Genomic DNA, 17,570 nt, shown 5'->3' with positions numbered 1-17,570 from the left:
TGCATCGTGAAAGTTTTCAGGAAAATCGGGAGTTTTAGGCATGACATTAACGGGATGAACAACAGGCTATTTAAAGTATAAAGGCAATCGCAGAATTCGTGACATATTTTGAAAATGAAATTGGTATAATAATTTCATTTGTTGCCCGTCTTCCTTCTGACTTCTCGTGTTTCTTGATTCTCTGGGCTATTCGCTGAGATGCTTCCAGTGATAAGTAAAAAAAGTCGGCATCTGATCCTAGAGATAATGCTATTGTCCATCCGTTTGCACCATCCTGGTGAGCACCAAAGCTGCTTCCTGGCTGGTATAGAATTCCGTACAGCGCTCTTGGGCTAAATGATTCCGGTATATTTACAACGCTTTGCTCTTCATTGTCTGTACTTTGACCAGTACTTGAAAATTCCCTGTATGCTTTCTGGTGAAGTTGATCACCAAGATTCAATATTCCGTCAGGCTTTGCGCTCTCAATAAGCTTCAGGCTTTCAGGCTGGCTTGGCCAATTGTAGAACAGTACGGACTGGGCAAAATCATAAGTGTCACCGGTGAGGTTGGACAGCAGTTTAGCATTACAGTCCTCCTTCATCAGGCTTGTGCACTCTTTAACGAATGCGATTTGCCCTTCTTCATCAAGGCAATTTTTACAGTAGAAGACATTGTCTTGTAGCAACTGCTGTTCACTTTTGGGGTGAATGGTTATCTCTGTTTTATTGTCTTCTTTCATCGAGTAAACAGCCTCATTTCTCTCAAAAAGCAGTTTTGTCTGTTTAGACGGCAAATGTGTAGAAAAAGTTCATGAATAAATGGTTAATCAATAGGTTAGCTTTTCAATCGTGCACAAAGCTTGTCCCTGGTGAAAGCTGGTGGTAATTAACTCCCCTTTCTTGAGTTGCCTGCTGTTACGGATAATTTCACCAGACAGGGTGGTTACGGAGTAACCACGGGACATGGTCGCCAGGGGGCTTACAGCGTTCAGCTCTCCGGATATTTTCTCCAGTTTAAGTTGCTGTTTTTCCAGTCTGGTCGAAATGAGCTGAATCAGCTTTTGGCTCATATATTCATTGCGACTCTTCAGCAGTTCCAGTTTACGTTGGGGGTTCTGCTGGTGTGCTCGATCGCTGACTCGGCCAAAGCTTGATTGAGCGCGTTCCAGTTTCAGGGTAATGGCCTGTTTTAATCGGATTTCCAGATCGTCCAGCCGCTGGCTGTTGTCTCTCAAACGGTCACCGGGGTGCCTCAAACGTTTTTGCAGATTATCCAGCTCTTTCTGGATTCGCTGAAGCTTATGGCGTGTCAGTGTAGTAAGCTTTCTGCTGAAAAGGTGAAGCTGATTCAGTATGGCCTGGCGATCCGGGCTGAGGATTTCTGCCGCTGCTGATGGTGTTGCCGCCCGGTAGTCAGCTACAAAGTCGGCTATGGTGAAGTCAATTTCATGACCAACGGCACTGACAATGGGGATAGCGCAGTCCGCTATTGCTCTGGCGACCAATTCTTCATTAAATGGCCACAAGTCTTCGAGTGAGCCGCCTCCACGACCAATAATCAGTACATCGAATCGGTTGGCACTTTCTGCAAGCTTTAACGCACTGACCAGTTCGTGTTTCGCCTGCTCTCCTTGAACTGAGCTGGGGATAATGGTGACCGGTATGGCAGGAAATCGCCTTTTCAGTACGGTGAGAATGTCACGAATGGCTGCGCCTGTAGGTGAGGTGATTACCCCGATATGTTTTGGATGAGTGGGCAGGGGCTGTTTGCGCGTGATATCGAACAGGCCTTCAGTGGCAAGTTTCGCCTTGAGAACCTCGAAAGCCTTCTGAAGGTCTCCGGTGCCGGCATTATCCATATGTTCGACAATCAGTTGATAATCGCCTCGCCCTTCATACAGGCTCACACGGCCCCTGACCATGAGTAGCATGCCTTCGGTCGGGACAAATTTAAGTGCCTGGTTCCGGTTGCGGAACATGGCGCAGCGGATCTGAGATTGCTTATCCTTAAGAGTGAAATACCAGTGACCGGAGCTGGGGCGGGCCAGTCCGGAGATTTCACCCTCAACGCGGACATTATTGAAATTCATCTCCAGCAATCGCCTGGCTTTACCATTTAACTCCGTGACAGATAGGGCTTTTGCAGAGGGCTCAACGTTGTGAGCAGGTGTGTCTGTATAGTGGTGCATGGATCAAGCCTGGCAGGAGGTTATCAGTTTTTTGACATTCTGCCTGAATAAGTGGTTTAGCTGAAGTTGAAATATAGGGTATACTTGTCCGAATTTTTTTCCCATAAACTCTTGGTAACAGGCAATGCTGAGAATTGCACAAGATGCACTCACCTTCGATGATGTCCTCCTCCTGCCCGGCTACTCCGAAGTCCTCCCCAAAGATGTCTCCCTGAAAACGAAATTGACCCGCGGTATCGAGCTGAACATTCCGCTGATTTCAGCGGCGATGGATACCGTTACCGAAGCGTCTTTGGCTATTGCCATGGCGCAGGAAGGCGGAATCGGGATTATTCACAAGAATATGACGCCCGAGCAGCAGGCGGCTGAAGTTCGCAAGGTTAAGAAGCACGAAAGTGGTGTGGTCAAAGACCCGATTACCATTGATGCCAGTGCGACCGTCAGAGATCTTCTGGAGTTGACCTCCAGACATAATATCTCCGGTGTGCCTGTGCTTTCTGGCACCGATCTGGTGGGTATTGTTACCAGTCGTGACGTTCGGTTTGTCTCCAATCTGGATAAGGCCGTTTCCGAAATTATGACCCAGAAAGACCGTCTGGTGACAGTTAAGGAAGGTACGGATCCGGAAACCGTTCGCAAGTTGTTGCACAAGCACCGTATCGAAAAAGTGCTGGTGGTTGATGATCAGTTTAATCTCACCGGCATGATGACGGTTAAAGATATCAAAAAGGCTCAGCAGTACCCGAATGCATCGAAAGACAGTCAGGGGCAGTTGAGAGTTGGTGCAGCGGTCGGTACGGGCGCTGAAACTCCTGAACGTGTTGCGGCCCTGGTGGCTGCTGGTGTTGATGTCATTATCGTGGATACCGCTCATGGCCATTCCCGTGGTGTTATTGAGCGAGTGAAGTGGGTGAAGGAAAACTACCCTCAGGTTCAGGTGATTGGCGGAAACATTGCTACCGCCGAGGCTGGTAAAGCCTTGGTCGAAGCGGGTGCTGATGGTGTTAAAGTGGGTATCGGTCCTGGCTCTATCTGTACTACCCGTATTGTCACCGGCATTGGTGTTCCTCAGATCAGTGCGGTAGCCAATGTGGTTGAAGCGCTGAAAGATACCGGGGTTCCTGTTATTGCTGACGGTGGCATCCGTTTTTCAGGTGACCTGGCAAAAGCGATTGTTGCTGGTGCCAGTACGGTTATGCTGGGCAGTATGCTGGCCGGTACGGAAGAAGCGCCGGGAGAAGTAGAGCTCTATCAGGGGCGTAGCTATAAAGCATATCGTGGTATGGGCTCTCTTGGAGCAATGTCACAGGTTTCCGGTTCCAGTGACCGTTATTTCCAGAGTGCCGAAGAGGGGGCTGAAAAGCTGGTCCCGGAAGGTATCGAAGGCCGTGTACCTTACAAGGGCCCTCTCCATGCCATCATCCATCAGATGGTGGGTGGCTTGCGTGCCGCAATGGGCTATACCGGTTCCCCTGATATGGAAACCATGCGTACCCGGCCACAGTTTGTTCGTGTGACCAATGCCGGTATGGCTGAATCCCATGTACATGATGTGACGATCACTAAAGAAGCACCTAACTACCGTGTTGGTTAAGACTGCTTCATAGCGTTGTTATTGTTGAAACATTACAGCCGGGCAGAAATGAGATAAATTCTGGCCGGCTGCTTACTTTCAGTAAGGGTAAGCTCCCTGCCTTGCTGATTACAGGACTTAGAGATTAATCATGTCCCAGGATATCCATTCAGACCGCATTCTGATTCTTGATTTTGGTTCCCAGTACACCCAGCTTATCGCTCGAAGAGTTCGTGAGGTCGGTGTTTATTGTGAGCTCCATCCCTACGATATGGATGATGCCGCTATTCGGGAGTTCAACCCGAAAGCGATAATTTTGTCCGGTGGCCCTGAATCCGTTACTGGCGATAATTCTCCAAGAGCCGCTGATATTGTTTTTGAACTCGGTGTTCCTGTACTGGGTATCTGTTATGGCATGCAGACCATGGCGGAGCAGATGGGTGGCAAGGTCAGTACCTCTGATCTTCGTGAATTTGGCTATGCCCAGGTTCAGCTGGAAGAAAAAGTGCGTCTTTTTGATGGCATTGAGGACCATGTTTGTGAAGGTGGTCACCTGACTCTGGATGTCTGGATGAGCCATGGCGATAAAGTGACCGCCATACCTGATGGTTTTGTAGTTGCCGCTTTTACCGGTTCCTGCCCGATTGCGGCCATGGCCTGTGAAGAAAAACAGTATTATGGAGTTCAGTTCCACCCTGAAGTGACACATACCACACAGGGATTACGAATTCTTGAGCGTTTTGTGGTTGATATTGCCGGCTGTCAGAAACTGTGGACTCCTGGCAAGATCATTGATGATGCTATTGCCCGTGTTCGTGAGCAGGTGGGTGACCAGAAAGTGTTGCTGGGACTGTCCGGTGGCGTTGATTCCAGTGTCGTAGCGGCTCTGCTGCATAAGGCTATTGGTGACCAGCTGGTTTGTGTCTTTGTTGATAATGGTCTGCTTCGTCTTCACGAGGGTGATCAGGTCATGGCTATGTTTGCAGAGAACATGGGGGTTCGGGTTATTCGTGCTGATTCTGAAGAGTTGTTCCTGGGTCGTCTGAAAGGTGTTCAGGATCCTGAAGATAAGCGCAAGATTATTGGTAATACATTTATCGAAGTGTTTGATGAGCACGCCAGTGCACTGGATAACATCGCGTTTTTGGCCCAGGGAACCATCTATCCGGATGTTATTGAATCTGCTGGCTCAAAAACTGGTAAGGCGCATGTCATCAAGTCCCATCATAATGTGGGTGGGTTGCCGGAAGACATGAAAATGGAGCTGGTTGAGCCTCTTCGCGAGCTGTTCAAGGATGAGGTTCGTACTATTGGTCTTGAGCTGGGTCTGCCTTATGACATGGTTTACCGCCATCCATTCCCAGGGCCGGGACTTGGTGTTCGTATCCTTGGTGAAGTCAAGAAAGAGTACGCGGATATTCTGCGTCAGGCAGACGCTATCTTCATTGAGGAGCTGCGTAGATCCGGTTGGTATCAAAAAACCAGTCAGGCTTTTGCTGTATTCCTGCCGGTGAAATCGGTTGGCGTGGTGGGAGATGGTCGCCGCTATGAGTATGTTATTGCCCTGAGAGCGGTGGAAACCATCGACTTTATGACCGCTCGCTGGGCTCACCTGCCTTACGATCTTCTGGAGAAAGTCTCTAATCGGATCATCAATGAAATTGAGCATGTTTCAAGGGTGACCTATGATGTATCCAGTAAGCCACCGGCTACAATTGAGTGGGAGTGATACAGTTATTACTAAATGTAATGACTGATTCCTACTCTTATATTTGCTTTGGGTATTTATATCAGGAGCAATGGTGCATAATGCGCCCATTCAGGGGTGATGTAGTGAGTATGTTCTTGCTACGTCCCTGCCTGTGATCCTCTTTCCCTAGTTAGAGGCGCGCTGTTTATCAGTAAATCGGAATAGGGTGACGTCCGTAGTCCGATTGAAAGGAAATAGCGCCGAAGTGAGTCTGGTGGTCAGCCAGCTTCACTGGTAGTGCATCGAAGAGGTGTACTACTGTCACAGTTTTTACTGTGGAGAGCTAACGGGTACCAGAGAGCGCTAATGAGGTTTTCTTTATATGCGCTTCCTCCATGTACGCTTGCCTCCTGATCTAATGACAAATGGTTCACGCATCCTAATAAACAATGGAATAACAGGTGTGTGTGATCAAAAAACGAGATCAGCTTTATGGAATTAATCAGTTTCAGTGATTCGTCGTTATCTTTATTAGCTCCAGCTATCGCGATTATTCTGGCAGTAATAACACGGAAAGTATTATGGTCTTTGGGGGCTGGTATTATTACCGGTGCTTTGCTGCTTACCGGCTTGAACCCGCTTATAACCATTCGCCGTATTTTTGATGGGTTTGTTGGTGTGTTTTGGGATGAAGGCCTTAACTTAAGCAATATCTATATCTTGTTATTTTTGCTGGTTCTGGGTGTTATCACCAGTCTGATTAGTATTTCTGGTGGGGCCAGGGCTTTTGGAGAGTGGGCTCGTCAACGTGTTAAAACCCGGCAGGGCTCGCAGGTACTGACGGTTTTTCTCGGTGTTATCATCTTTATTGATGACTATTTCAACAGCCTTGCTGTGGGTAGTATCAGTAAGCCGCTCACTGACCGGCACAAGGTTTCAAGAGCCAAGCTCGCTTATTTGATTGATTCGACCGCTGCTCCTATTTGTGTAATTACACCAATTTCAAGCTGGGGTGCTTATATCATTGCCCTGGTGGGTACTATTATGGCTACTCATGGTGTTGGTGGTGATAGCCCTGTCTTTTCATTCTTGGGCATGGTTCCTATGAACCTTTACGCCATTTTTGCTCTGGCGCTCGTTTTCTGTACCGCTGCTATGGATCTTAATGTTGGCCCAATGGCTAAGCACGAGAATGCAGCGCTTTCCGGCAGCCTTTTTGATGCTAATAAAGGTAACCCTCCTGGGGCACCTGCCCTCGAAGAAGATAAGAATGGTCGTGTCGCTGACCTCGTCGCACCGATTCTGGTACTGGTGCTTGCCACTCTGGCTGCCATGATATGGACAGGTAACTCAGCACTGGCCGCTGATAATCAGGTGTTTTCTATTCTTGGCGCCTTTGAGAATACTGATGTTACTTTATCGTTGATCAGTGGTGGGTTGATTGGACTCTTGTTTGCAATAGTCCGGTTGTTGAGCCGCAATATCGCTGGAGAAATTTGGAGTAAGGCTCTAATTGAGGGCAGCAAGTCCATGTTGCCAGCCATTTATATCCTTGTATTTGCCTGGGTTCTGACAGGGATAATCGGTCAGCTGGAGACCGGAAAATATCTGGCCAGCCTGGTTAGTGGCAATATTTCCCCCAGTTTCCTGCCAATGATTCTGTTTATTGTCTCCGGTGTGATGGCGTTTGCTACCGGAACCAGTTGGGGGACTTTTGGTATTATGCTGCCAATTGCCGGAGATATGGCGGCAGCAGCAGATATTGTCATGATACTGCCCATGCTGGCCTCTGTTCTGGCAGGTGCTGTGTTTGGTGATCATTGCTCTCCGATTTCTGACACGACAATCCTTTCGTCCACAGGGGCATCCTGTCATCATATGGATCACGTCAATACTCAGTTACCTTACGCGCTTAGCATAGCGGCTGTAGCCATGTTCGGTTACCTGATAATGGGTATCACTCACTCTATTTCAATGGGTTTTGTTGCCTCACTTGTGGCCTTTATTGGCCTTGTAATTCTGTTCAGAAAGATTTCTTTGAAATCCCGCGCATTAGCACCAGCTTCTGGGCATCTGGCCAAGTAATAAAGCTGCACTATGCTTAAGAAGAGGCACGGAAGCCTTTTTGAACTCATTTAAATCAAGGGCATGGATGCTATGAGCTTTGAAAACTTGATGAATTCATACGCCGCTCGTCAGCAGATTGGGCCGCTGGAGTATGAAAATGACAGATATACTCTGGTGGTTGATGATCGGGTAGAGGTTGCCTGTTTTCAGGCTAACGGTCGCTTTTATGCATATTGCATCATTTCAAAACTGCCTGAGGATAATAGTAAGCGTGAAGAGCTATTAATACGGCTTTTGGAAAAAAATCTGGCTCTGGTTGCCTTTGAGCGTGTTTCATTGTGTATCGACCCTGATGAAAATGCACTGGCTCTATACGCTTCTGCTCCAATCAAGAGTCTTAGTGTCGGGGGGATTGAAGAAGCAATTGTCGCTTTGGCCAATAATCATGAGCTTTTTGTAAAATGGGTTGGTCAAAGTGCTCCCCCTTCAGGCTCCGCTATGATGCTCATGCCCTAATAGAAGCCGCTGTGAGTTCGATATATAAGGTATGTCAATGATTAGAGTTGTTCGATATGCCTTCGAAAAAGCAGCAATCCTCCCGTTCCTCAGTGTTTGGTTGTCTGGTTGCCAGTACTGAAGCTGCGTATTTCAATGGACTCCGGCGTGCGAATGACGGGTTTCTAAAAGCAATCATTCGTTACAGTCGATTCAAAGAGATACATATATTTTCCCCTCAGTCGTTATTGCCGGAATTAAAATCAGACTGGGAATCTTTTCTTCAGCACTATGGCAGTGATAAAGCCATTCATTTCTTACCAGCCCATAAATTAAGCCGGTATTTTTCCAAGATCAGGTATCAGGTTTTTCATCAAGGGGACCCCTGGATTGGTCATCTTGCTGCACTGCGTGACGCATACTGCCAGGAACTATTTCCAATTACTGGTCGGGCGCACACGTTGAGTACAGACTCAAACATGTCAAATACCCGCGATCTTCTACTGTCTCCACTAAAAGGCTGTGATGCAATTTTATGCAGCAGTAAGGCTCAGAAAAAAGTGATGATGCGCCTGTTGTCCGCGGCAAGTTCCAGTATCTCTGATCATATTGGTGTGGCTATTCCTTATAAAGGGAGTGTTGTGAAGCTGCCTTTGGGTATAGAGCCTGATGAATGTTATGTGGGAAGTGCAGAGGAAGCCAGGGGGGTATTGGGTGTCGATCAGGAATCTTTTGTTATTTTAACCCTTGGTCGTATTTCTCCTTCGCAGAAAATGGACCTCCATCCAGTATTGTTAGTAATGAATGATCTGGTGGAAGGTTATGGGCACCGGAATATCAAGTGGGTTATTGCTGGTGCAGGAGATGCAGCTAGTCCGGCTGTGCAGTCCCTGTTAAAGCAAGCTTATGATTTAAACCTGGAAGGATGTATTCGCTTTGAGCTGGAAATTGAAGATGCCCGTAAGCATCAATGGCTGTCCGCCTGTGATATGGTTCTGACACTTTCGGATAATATTCAGGAAAGTTTTGGAATTGTGCCTCTGGAAGCCATGGTAAATGGGAAGGCTGTTGTTTTATCCGACTGGAATGGTTATTCGGAGCTGGTTGAAGATGGGGTTAGTGGTTGTCTGGTTGAAACGGTATCGACAGATTTGGATGATCTTTCCCGACCTCTAGGTTCATTATTGACGGATCATGCACATTTGTTGCAGGCGCAGGGGACTGCGGTTAATTTGAGTCAATGTTCAGAGAAAATACACCAGCTGATTCAGGATCCTGAGCTTCTGATGAGCATTGGAGAACAGGGAAGGCAGAGAGTATTTGAGAATTATCGATGGGAGGCAATTGTTGATGAATATCATCAATTAGTAGACGGTCTGAATAAAGATGCTGATCAGATTTCCCGATTAAATAAAAGACCTGTCGGACTCCCTTATCACCAGATATTTGAACATTACCCTGCCAGTCAGTTGGAAGATAACCAGTTTCTTAAGACAACGGATCGAGGGGTCCGGTATTTGCTGGGTTCTGAGAATTTTGTTCACTATACGGAAATGGACTCATTCTTAAACACTGACCTGATCAATCATATTGCGCGTCTTTGTTTATCCGGTTGCCTTTTGATGGACTTGAAAGCGAAGTTTCCAGAGGAGCCAACACTGATATTGAATATTATGTGGATGTGTAAGTATCAAGTGCTCACTCATACCGGTGAACCGTCATCGAAGCTGGCTAAAAATCAACAAAGGTGGTGGCCTGAAGATCGAAGATTATCTTCTGAGATGATGGTACATCTGGATTGTGTTGAACCGCATCGCTTCAGGCTGTTGGAACCCATGCTTAGCTGGTTGGATCTGCAGCTGGCCGGTTACCATGATCAGCCAGAAAATCTGGAGTTTCGAGCAAGCCTCTTAAAGCCTTTTGCACTCAAACTGGATGAGCAGCTATTGCAGGCAATTGCTTGGGTTGTAGAGATGAATGAGTCACTGCAATATACCGATGTACTGGATTATGTGACTGAGCAGGGGGGGTTATTATTCCTGAGTACTGAATTCCCTTTGTGGTATCGTTTGAATCGCTTATGGGTTATTCATACGCTGAAAGACTTTAAAAAATTACTTATTCGTTTTTACAGAGATCTTGGTGATATAAATCAGTTGTTCGCCGATCTCTGGCAAGAGCCGGCTCAGTGTGTTACACACCTTGATTATCCATTAAGTACGTCTTCTTGCATGATTGCCATTATCTCTTGTGATAATGGGGAGAAGCTGGTTTATAAAAACAGGGATCTGGCTATTGAGCACCAGATTATTGGGCATACTGCAGATAATAGTAATATCGCAGGCAAGCTTAACCAGTGGCTGGGTAAAGAGCCAGGGCTGGCAACCATAAGGATGTTACCTGGATCTTTTGAAGGTTCTTACGGTTTTTGTCAGTTTATTGATAAAGGTTGCTGTGAAGCATTAGATGATCAGCAGGTCAGCGATTATTACCAGCGCTTGGGAGTCATTGCCGGTTTATCAATTCTTATGGGGTTGGGTGATGTTCATAACAGAAATGTTGTAACCCAAAACGGTATACCGTTTCTGTTAGATGTTAAAGCTGCTTTCTGTCCGGGGGTTATAAAAGCGTTTGAGTCTGAATTGAGTGATCCCCAGAGAGCCTTTTGTGGTACAGATAACAGCTTTATGAAAACGTCCCTTCCGAGCGTTTTTGAGCAGTTTCACTTTAATGGTTTCAGAAAGTGCTTGTTTAAGTTGGTGAATGGTGAGTTGATCGAAATGCCAACTGTTGATGAGCATTTGGTGATCAATAATTTGGTTCGAACGGCTGATAGTGATGCTTTATTGAGCAGAAAACCTACTCTTTGTGGCAACTATGCCAGTGCTTTTGAAAAAGGCCTTGATACTACGTTCAGAGTGGTTGTTAATCATCATGATGAATGGTGTGAGCTGTTGCAAAGTTGTAAAGGGATGTCTGTGTGTCACTTGCAGCGCTTAGACCAACAGTTTTACTGGCGACAGCAAGTGAATTTATGGACATTTCGAGGCTTTCAGTCGTTTTCAAAAAGACGTTTAAGAGATTATTTTGGCAGAGTCATCAGGCGTTTGTGCCAATGTGGAGAAGAGATTCAACGCTGGAGTGAGTCTGAGTGGTTTGAACCTGCAACAGAGCTTTCAGACGAGTTAGTGAAAAATTTACTGTGTGGCTCAACTACTGAGCTAAGGCGTGAAATGGGAGAGAAGGGGGTATATAGTCGTGGGTCTTGTTTCAGAGTATCTGAAAGGTTGGTTTCCGATCATTACTTTTCAGTTGATACGTTAAGCAAGTCTGTTCGCCTGGTGCAGGAAATGGCTGAAAATCCACAGCAAACGGAGCGTTTTTTAACGTTACTTACTGCGGTGGTAAAACAATGGTTGATTGAAAGGGCTATACCGGGGAAAAACTTCCCGGAAGCTCTCAGAGATAAGCTTCCGGAATAAGTTATTGGCCGTGGATGTTGGAAAGAAGTTCCCTGGCCATTTCAGCGGGTTCTGTCTCTTTTGAAGAGAGTAATGGTTTAAGATAGTCTTCACTTTCTTTATTACGCCCCTCAAACATTAAAGCTAATCCCAGAAAAGCCTTGATAGTGGGATCATCAGGGTGCTTTGCCAGACCTTCCTTGTGCAACAGGTCAATAGCCTCCTGATGACGCTTTCGATTCATGAACTCAAGGGCAAAGCCAATGGTGCTCAGCGGGCTGTCAGGTCGGGCTGTTTCGATACCGTTGAAAATACCAAAGGCATGTTTTGGTAGCCCGGTTCCACTGGCCATGAAGCCAATATCAGCCAGAGTTTTTAAAAGCTTGTCATCAATCATTGCTGCCAATCTCCATTCATAGAATTAGTTTAGAGCTTCTGAATAATACTCTGTATCGTATCCTTGATTGATTTGACGATACTTGAACGAAGACCTTCAACAATCATGTACTTGTTAAATTCTACCTGGAACTCAACCATGTCCTTCGTGCTGTTAGGATCCATATTGGCGACACGGGTTTTCAGTGCTGTATCAAGTGCTTCTGCCTGGCTTCCAAATGTTTCAGATACTTTGTCAAAGCTGAAACTGGAGCTTCCTGGCTGATTGTAATTCGGGTTATAGGTATCCTGGTATGCCATGGCTGAGTTCCCTCTCAGGCTTTTGATTGACCGTGATGCTGTTTCCAGCTCTTATCAACGACCTCCATAGCCGCAACTACAGCGGTTAGCAGGTTATCGATTTTTGAAAAATCTTCCGGAGCTGCGCCTTTATCTTTTAATCCTTTCAGGCGAGTAGCTTCAGAGAGCAAATGGTTAAGGATCTGATCCCGATAAGAGCCATCCTTATCTTGAATCAATTGTTCTTCGGTGGTTGATAGAAGAATATTCTCTTCATTTTTTGATTTGTCCGCCACGGTTCCCTCCAAGACGGTATTTGATTCTGTCAGTTCCGTTAGTTAATAAAAGATACTCAAGGTTAATATCTTCAATTATATACCCATTAGAAAGTTTTGCCCCTATCAGGTATTTGGAACCATCTATCAGTATCACGTAAGGAACCTTGCCCATACTGATACCGCGTATATTTAACGATAAAGGTGATTGACTATCGGTTAGCATACCTCCTGCATACTTGGTGGCTAGTTCAATGGATGGTTTATTGGCATATTTTTTCTGAAATTTTGTTACTACCGTTTGAAGGTCATAAACCTGTCCTTCATCCAGCAGGTGTCCCTTCAAAATCACCGTTTGATCCCGGACTACGACGTGAATTCTTGGTATCAAGCCTTTTTCCCGGAGCATGGATTTGAGGGTATTAACCCGACCAATCTGGTTTTCAACCTGATCAACAACCGAAATCAGTCCATAAATCTCCTGTTTGAGCATTCTGATAATGTTGTCAAGCTCATCAGAGGTTGAAACATATCCGGTTAATACCAGAGAACCAGGGGTATTATCCAGCTCCAGTTCAAGCTTGTCATAGCCGCGGTCTCTGAGGAGCAATTCAGCGTTATCGCGCATTTCATTCATAACAATGACTTGCGAATTAAAAGGAATGCCCTGCTTTCTAAGAAATTTTTGAAGTTCAAGTTTGTCCTGAAGCGTTTGAGTGTACCCTGAAACGAGTAACATTTTATCGGGTAGCTGTTTGAACTTGACCTCTTTAAGTCCAAGCTGGTCTCTGGCTTTTGCCGAGATTTCAAGAACTCCCGGAATGCGCGTTACTTTTTGTACTTTGGTATCTGTGTTGGAAATGATAAGGCTCATGCTTGCTATCACAAGCACCAGTATGACTGGTATAGCGGCAAGCCATCTTTTATCAATACTTGCTATAAAGGACGTATCTTCAAAATCATCCTCTTCATCCTCGTCTTCTTCATCTGACAGTTCCTGGTCAAAGTCAGATGCAGATAGATCCGGCTCATCTGTTTCAGGAGATTGCTGCTGTTCCTCGTTGACAGTCAGTTCCTGTGTTGGGGGGGGAGCTACATTCGGTAGTGCAAGAGATGGCCACTCAGCGTCAGCAGGGCCAATAGCTATGAAAAGGCTGCTTGAGGTAACAATATCAAAGTAGCGATACTGAATGCTCGAGCCAGCGGGCTCTCCATTCAAATATAAGGGGGTATCCGCTGTGCTTGATTGTATTTTGACCTGGCCATCATTAAAAATCTCAATAATGAGCTCAATATCATTCAGGTTGTCGTCGGTTAAGACCAGGTCACAACCATCATCTTTTCCTAAGGAATACCTGCCCGGCTCAATGGGTATCTCGGCACCAATATGATTGCCGGAGAGTATTTTCAGGTAAAATTCAGTCATCAATTACCCCCTGCCATGCAAAAGCAGAAAATGATCTGACTGGGCTCATAAACGGTTTTATGGTCAACATCCTGTTGATTCTGTCCGTAGTTGTTGCTGGTGTCTTTACGTGCTCTGACTACCTGCGTAAATTGAGTCCTAAAAATAGATTAAGGTAAAAAAAACGTCATTGCCAGAGATTACATGATAATTATTCGGCAAATTCGTCACTTATTAGATGCCTATCGATAAAATGTTGGGTAAAATTGCTTAAAAAGGCAGAATAGCCCTGATAACAATAACCATAAAATAAGAGGCACAGTGCTATGGATGCATCATTCTGGAATGGTAAAAGACCTGCAGGTGTTGGTAATGCGGTTAACCCTGATGAATATTCCAGTGCTTTATCTGTGATCAATGCTTTTTTGCATGAAAATAGCTCGCTCCCTGCATTTACAGGCATTGGCCATACACTGACTTATGCTGATATTGATCATTATAGTCAGCAGTTTGCGGCATATATCCAAAGAAATACTGATCTTAAACCGGGGGATCGAATTGCGATTCAGATGCCCAATCTTCTGCAGTACCCAATTGTCGTTTATGGAGCGCTGAGAGCTGGATTGGTTATTGTGAATACTAACCCGCTTTATACTGCACGGGAAATGTTGCACCAGTTCAAGGACTCAGGTGCAAAGGCGTTAGTATTTCTTGAAAATTTCGGCCATCTCGTTGAAGAGGTGGTTGGTCAGACAGAAATAAAGCACATTTTTGTGACTCGGCTGGCTGATATGGTTCCAGCTCCCAAGCGGCAGGTCGTTAATTTCCTGGTCAAATATGTTAAGAAGATGGTACCACAGTATTCCCTGCCCAATGCGGTTCCTCTGCTTGACGCTTTCAGAGCTGTAAAAGCCTCTGACTATCAGCCGGTTCCAGAGGGTAAGCTTTCTGATCCGGTTGTGCTTCAATATACTGGCGGTACTACCGGGGTTGCTAAAGGTGCCATTCTGACTAACAGGAACTTGATTGCAAATATGCTTCAGTCCAAAGAAATGCTGTCTCAAGTAGATGAGCAAGGACAGAAAATCTTAAAATCGGGGAAGGAAATTCTTATAGCCCCTTTACCTCTCTACCATATTTATGCTTTCACAGTGCACTTAATGTGTATGCCGTTTATGGGTAATCACAGCATTCTAATAGCTAACCCGAGAGATACAGATACATTCATTAAGTTCATTAAGCCATGGCGTTTTACTGCCTTTATTGGGCTGAATACCTTGTTTGCCAGCTTGTTGAATCATCCAAAATTTAAAGAGTGTGACCTTTCAGGATTAAAATTAACGCTATCCGGCGGAACTGCACTGCAAGAGGCAACGGCTCAAAAATGGCATAAAGAGACTGGGTGTATTATTTCTGAAGCTTATGGTTTGACAGAGTGTTCTCCCGCCGTTTGTATGAATCCAGCTGGTGATTTATCACAGCCAGGTACTGCAGGCCTGCCAATACCTTCCACAGAGCTGAAAACCATAGACGAAGCTGGTCATGAGACAGCAGTAGGTGAGCCTGGTGAACTTTGTGTCAGGGGGCCGCAGGTTATGCCCGGATACTGGCAGCGGGCTGAAGCGACAGCAGAAGTGCTCAGTGCGGATGGTTGGCTAAAGACGGGTGATGTCGCTGTGATTCAGGAGGATGGATTTGTCAGGATTGTTGATCGAATCAAGGATATGATTCTTGTTTCCGGTTTTAATGTATATCCGAATGAAATTGAGGATGTTGTTTCCGGTCATCCCAAGGTTGCGAACTGTGCGGCCATTGGTGTTCCTGATGAGAACTCTGGGGAGAAGGTCAAGCTGTTTGTCATCAAGTCAGATGACAGCCTTACATCTGATGAGTTACTAAGCTGGTGTCGTGATTATTTGACGGCATATAAAGTACCCAAAGTATGTGAATTCCGTGAAGAATTGCCAATGACACCTGTTGGCAAAATTTTGCGTAAAGACCTTCGGCAGTCAGAAGTTGTGACTTAACCAATTATATTTTGATGGTATTAATCCAAGAGGGAGGTTATTGATCCAGTTGTTTTAAGCTGGATCAGTCCTTTGGCTTAATTCTGCTGAAGAAGGTTCAGTTTGGCAGTTAGTTATGCTGACTGCTGGTCATGGTTTGAGAAGTAGCGATGTAGAATTTCAGGGTCGTCCTTCAACGCATTAAATGCATCTTTAGCATCTGTTGGTGTGATACTGGTTCGGTTCAGTTTCATGCGGCTTATGGAGGCATCAAACCAGAACCAGTGCTTGTCTTCAGTAAGGCATAACGCTCTTACTGAATAACTGGTCGATGGGATGAATGGCAGGGGCATTCCGCTTATCAGTTGCTTTCTGACAATGGTGGAATTTTGACAAGAATAGGTGGTGTTGTGGTAAATCCTCTCAAAACGATTGAATTCATGACCAAACATCTTGTTTGCCATTATGTCCTGTTTTTGACTCAGGTAATACAGTGCAAAAATGCTAGCCACAATTAGGATAAAGCTTTCCATTTTTCATACCTCGTGGGTTAATGCACTGGGCTTCCCTGCTGTTTCGGAAAACCCTTATATGTATTCTATACGCATTTGTACAACTGTGTTCAATTAACATCACTGATGAGATTGGGGTGTTAACTGGAGAGGCTTACAAAGCCCAGTCTGCAATCATCTGCTTAGCTATCGGCCGAAAAGCATCTTTTCCATAGAGGGCATCAACTAATTTAAATGAAAAACCCATGGCATTCCCTGGGCCCTGGGCTGTTATAACCCGTTTCTTCTCATCAACGACTATGGTGTTTCCGGGACGTGGCAGAGCGCCTTCCATTTGATCCATAAAGCTGGGATAACATGTTGCGTGGACGTTATCCAGTAATCCGTGGTGGGCAAGAACCACCGCAGGAGAGGCGCATATGGCAGCATACCATTTCCCGGCCTTTTGCTGATCGCGCAGCAGTGTTATAAGCGTTTTGCAGCTCTTGAGGTTCTCGGCGCCGGGCATGCCGCCAGGAAGGGCGATCAGATGAAACTGTTTGCCTGTACAGGCTTCTATATGCACATCTGCTGTGATCTGTGTTTTCTGTGAGGCGGTGATAGCTTGGCTTCCATCTGGAAGGCAGCTGGCAACAGTAACTTGTGCGCCGGCTCTCCTGAGTGTATCTATGATCGTCACAACTTCAATGTCTTCAGAGCCGTCAGCAATTGGGATGAGAACCTGTCTTGGCATGGTAGACCCTCATTAGAAGGTGGGGTGTTAGGTAAATGTGAAGTATCTGTAGCTAAAGGCCGTAAATGATCTTTTGCGGCTATTTAAAACTGAGTGATAAAGCTTCTGTATATTGGCTTTCTTCTGTGTAAAGTAGCACTACACAATGAGAAAATATGAATAACAGGGGGGTTTATCGTCGTTTTCAGTTCGCATTAAGATGTTTAAAAAGGCTCTTTTACCGACAGAATTTTAATCTAGCAGATAGTTAAGACTGATGAGATAAATTTGATAAAGGTTTGATGTAGCGTTGAAGTGGGATTTTATGCCAGCTGTTCAGCAAGGTTGTAGCCAAGGGAGTAGCCATTGTGGTAATCAGAAACAAGGTGGTTTCTGTGCCTTGTGTCATCACCGATGTAATAAGTCTTCAAAACACCAGTTTAATTTGACCTCCCGATTAACCCTTTTCTGGCCGATTGTTTTCCTGTTGGTATCAAGCAGGGAGCAGCGCCATGACCAATCGAGAGGA

The 17,570-nt window shown here is 45.6% G+C and carries 14 protein-coding genes and 1 riboswitch; of the genes, 6 read left to right on the top strand and 8 right to left on the bottom strand.

The window, feature by feature from the left end; translation table 11 throughout:
- Nucleotides 1-70: 70 nt before the first annotated feature.
- Nucleotides 71-721, bottom strand: coding sequence for a hypothetical protein (locus tag AK963_RS15875; protein WP_066016425.1), 651 nt, complete (start codon nucleotides 719-721; stop codon nucleotides 71-73).
- Nucleotides 722-808: 87 nt separating this feature from the next.
- Nucleotides 809-2,170, bottom strand: coding sequence for an exodeoxyribonuclease VII large subunit (xseA, locus tag AK963_RS15870; protein ID WP_066016424.1), 1,362 nt, complete (start codon nucleotides 2,168-2,170; stop codon nucleotides 809-811).
- A gap of 124 nt (nucleotides 2,171-2,294) precedes the next feature.
- Here xseA and guaB point away from each other — a divergent pair, with 124 nt between their 5' ends.
- The 5 genes from guaB (at nucleotide 2,295) to AK963_RS15845 (ending at nucleotide 11,477) form a co-directional block, all read left to right on the top strand.
- Nucleotides 2,295-3,764, top strand: a complete 1,470-nt coding sequence (gene guaB, locus AK963_RS15865; protein ID WP_066016423.1) for an IMP dehydrogenase — start codon at nucleotides 2,295-2,297, stop codon at nucleotides 3,762-3,764.
- A 130-nt stretch (nucleotides 3,765-3,894) separates the two neighbouring features.
- Nucleotides 3,895-5,472, top strand: coding sequence for a glutamine-hydrolyzing GMP synthase (gene guaA, locus AK963_RS15860; RefSeq protein ID WP_066016422.1), 1,578 nt, complete (start codon nucleotides 3,895-3,897; stop codon nucleotides 5,470-5,472).
- A 144-nt stretch (nucleotides 5,473-5,616) separates the two neighbouring features.
- Nucleotides 5,617-5,787, top strand: a riboswitch (Lysine riboswitch).
- Nucleotides 5,788-5,925: 138 nt separating this feature from the next.
- Complete coding sequence (locus AK963_RS15855; RefSeq protein ID WP_066016421.1) at nucleotides 5,926-7,518, top strand: Na+/H+ antiporter NhaC family protein; 1,593 nt, start codon at nucleotides 5,926-5,928, stop codon at nucleotides 7,516-7,518.
- Nucleotides 7,519-7,590: 72 nt separating this feature from the next.
- On the top strand, nucleotides 7,591-8,016 hold the full coding sequence (locus AK963_RS15850; RefSeq protein WP_175404540.1) for a CesT family type III secretion system chaperone: 426 nt from the start codon (nucleotides 7,591-7,593) through the stop codon (nucleotides 8,014-8,016).
- A 56-nt stretch (nucleotides 8,017-8,072) separates the two neighbouring features.
- Nucleotides 8,073-11,477, top strand: coding sequence for a glycosyltransferase (locus tag AK963_RS15845; RefSeq protein ID WP_066016419.1), 3,405 nt, complete (start codon nucleotides 8,073-8,075; stop codon nucleotides 11,475-11,477).
- Between the two features lies 1 nt (nucleotide 11,478).
- On the opposite strand, the gene AK963_RS15840 is transcribed toward AK963_RS15845, so the two are convergent.
- Genes AK963_RS15840 through sctD form a run of 4 tightly spaced genes read right to left on the bottom strand, consistent with a single transcriptional unit; the run spans nucleotide 11,479 to nucleotide 13,832 of the window.
- Complete coding sequence (locus tag AK963_RS15840) at nucleotides 11,479-11,853, bottom strand: tetratricopeptide repeat protein (RefSeq protein WP_066016418.1); 375 nt, start codon at nucleotides 11,851-11,853, stop codon at nucleotides 11,479-11,481.
- 29 nt (nucleotides 11,854-11,882) lie between these two features.
- Nucleotides 11,883-12,152: an EscF/YscF/HrpA family type III secretion system needle major subunit gene (locus tag AK963_RS15835; protein WP_066016417.1), complete on the bottom strand. Its 270-nt coding sequence runs from the start codon at nucleotides 12,150-12,152 to the stop codon at nucleotides 11,883-11,885.
- 14 nt (nucleotides 12,153-12,166) lie between these two features.
- Nucleotides 12,167-12,427 (bottom strand): EscE/YscE/SsaE family type III secretion system needle protein co-chaperone, encoded by a 261-nt coding sequence (locus tag AK963_RS15830; protein WP_066016416.1) that lies wholly within the window; start codon nucleotides 12,425-12,427, stop codon nucleotides 12,167-12,169.
- Nucleotides 12,405-13,832: a type III secretion system inner membrane ring subunit SctD gene (sctD, locus tag AK963_RS15825; RefSeq protein ID WP_066016415.1), complete on the bottom strand. Its 1,428-nt coding sequence runs from the start codon at nucleotides 13,830-13,832 to the stop codon at nucleotides 12,405-12,407. The genes AK963_RS15830 and sctD overlap by 23 nt, the downstream gene beginning before the upstream one ends.
- A gap of 305 nt (nucleotides 13,833-14,137) precedes the next feature.
- Here sctD and AK963_RS15820 point away from each other — a divergent pair, with 305 nt between their 5' ends.
- Entirely contained in the window at nucleotides 14,138-15,838 is a 1,701-nt protein-coding gene (locus AK963_RS15820; RefSeq protein WP_066016414.1) for an AMP-binding protein, read from the top strand.
- 113 nt (nucleotides 15,839-15,951) lie between these two features.
- Here AK963_RS15820 and AK963_RS15815 read toward each other — a convergent pair whose 3' ends face one another.
- Nucleotides 15,952-16,281, bottom strand: a complete 330-nt coding sequence (locus AK963_RS15815) for a hypothetical protein (protein ID WP_139117447.1) — start codon at nucleotides 16,279-16,281, stop codon at nucleotides 15,952-15,954.
- 202 nt (nucleotides 16,282-16,483) lie between these two features.
- Nucleotides 16,484-17,062 carry a DJ-1 family glyoxalase III gene (locus tag AK963_RS15810; protein ID WP_066016412.1) on the bottom strand — a complete coding sequence of 193 codons (579 nt, stop codon included), beginning with the start codon at nucleotides 17,060-17,062 and terminating at the stop codon, nucleotides 16,484-16,486.
- Between the last annotated feature and the right edge of the window lie 508 nt (nucleotides 17,063-17,570).

Origin of the sequence: Endozoicomonas atrinae (assembly GCF_001647025.1) — a bacterium.
GTDB classification, from domain to species: domain Bacteria; phylum Pseudomonadota; class Gammaproteobacteria; order Pseudomonadales; family Endozoicomonadaceae; genus Endozoicomonas; species Endozoicomonas atrinae.
Note: the sequence above shows the minus strand (reverse complement) of the source record. Positions and strands in the feature narration are given on the sequence as shown.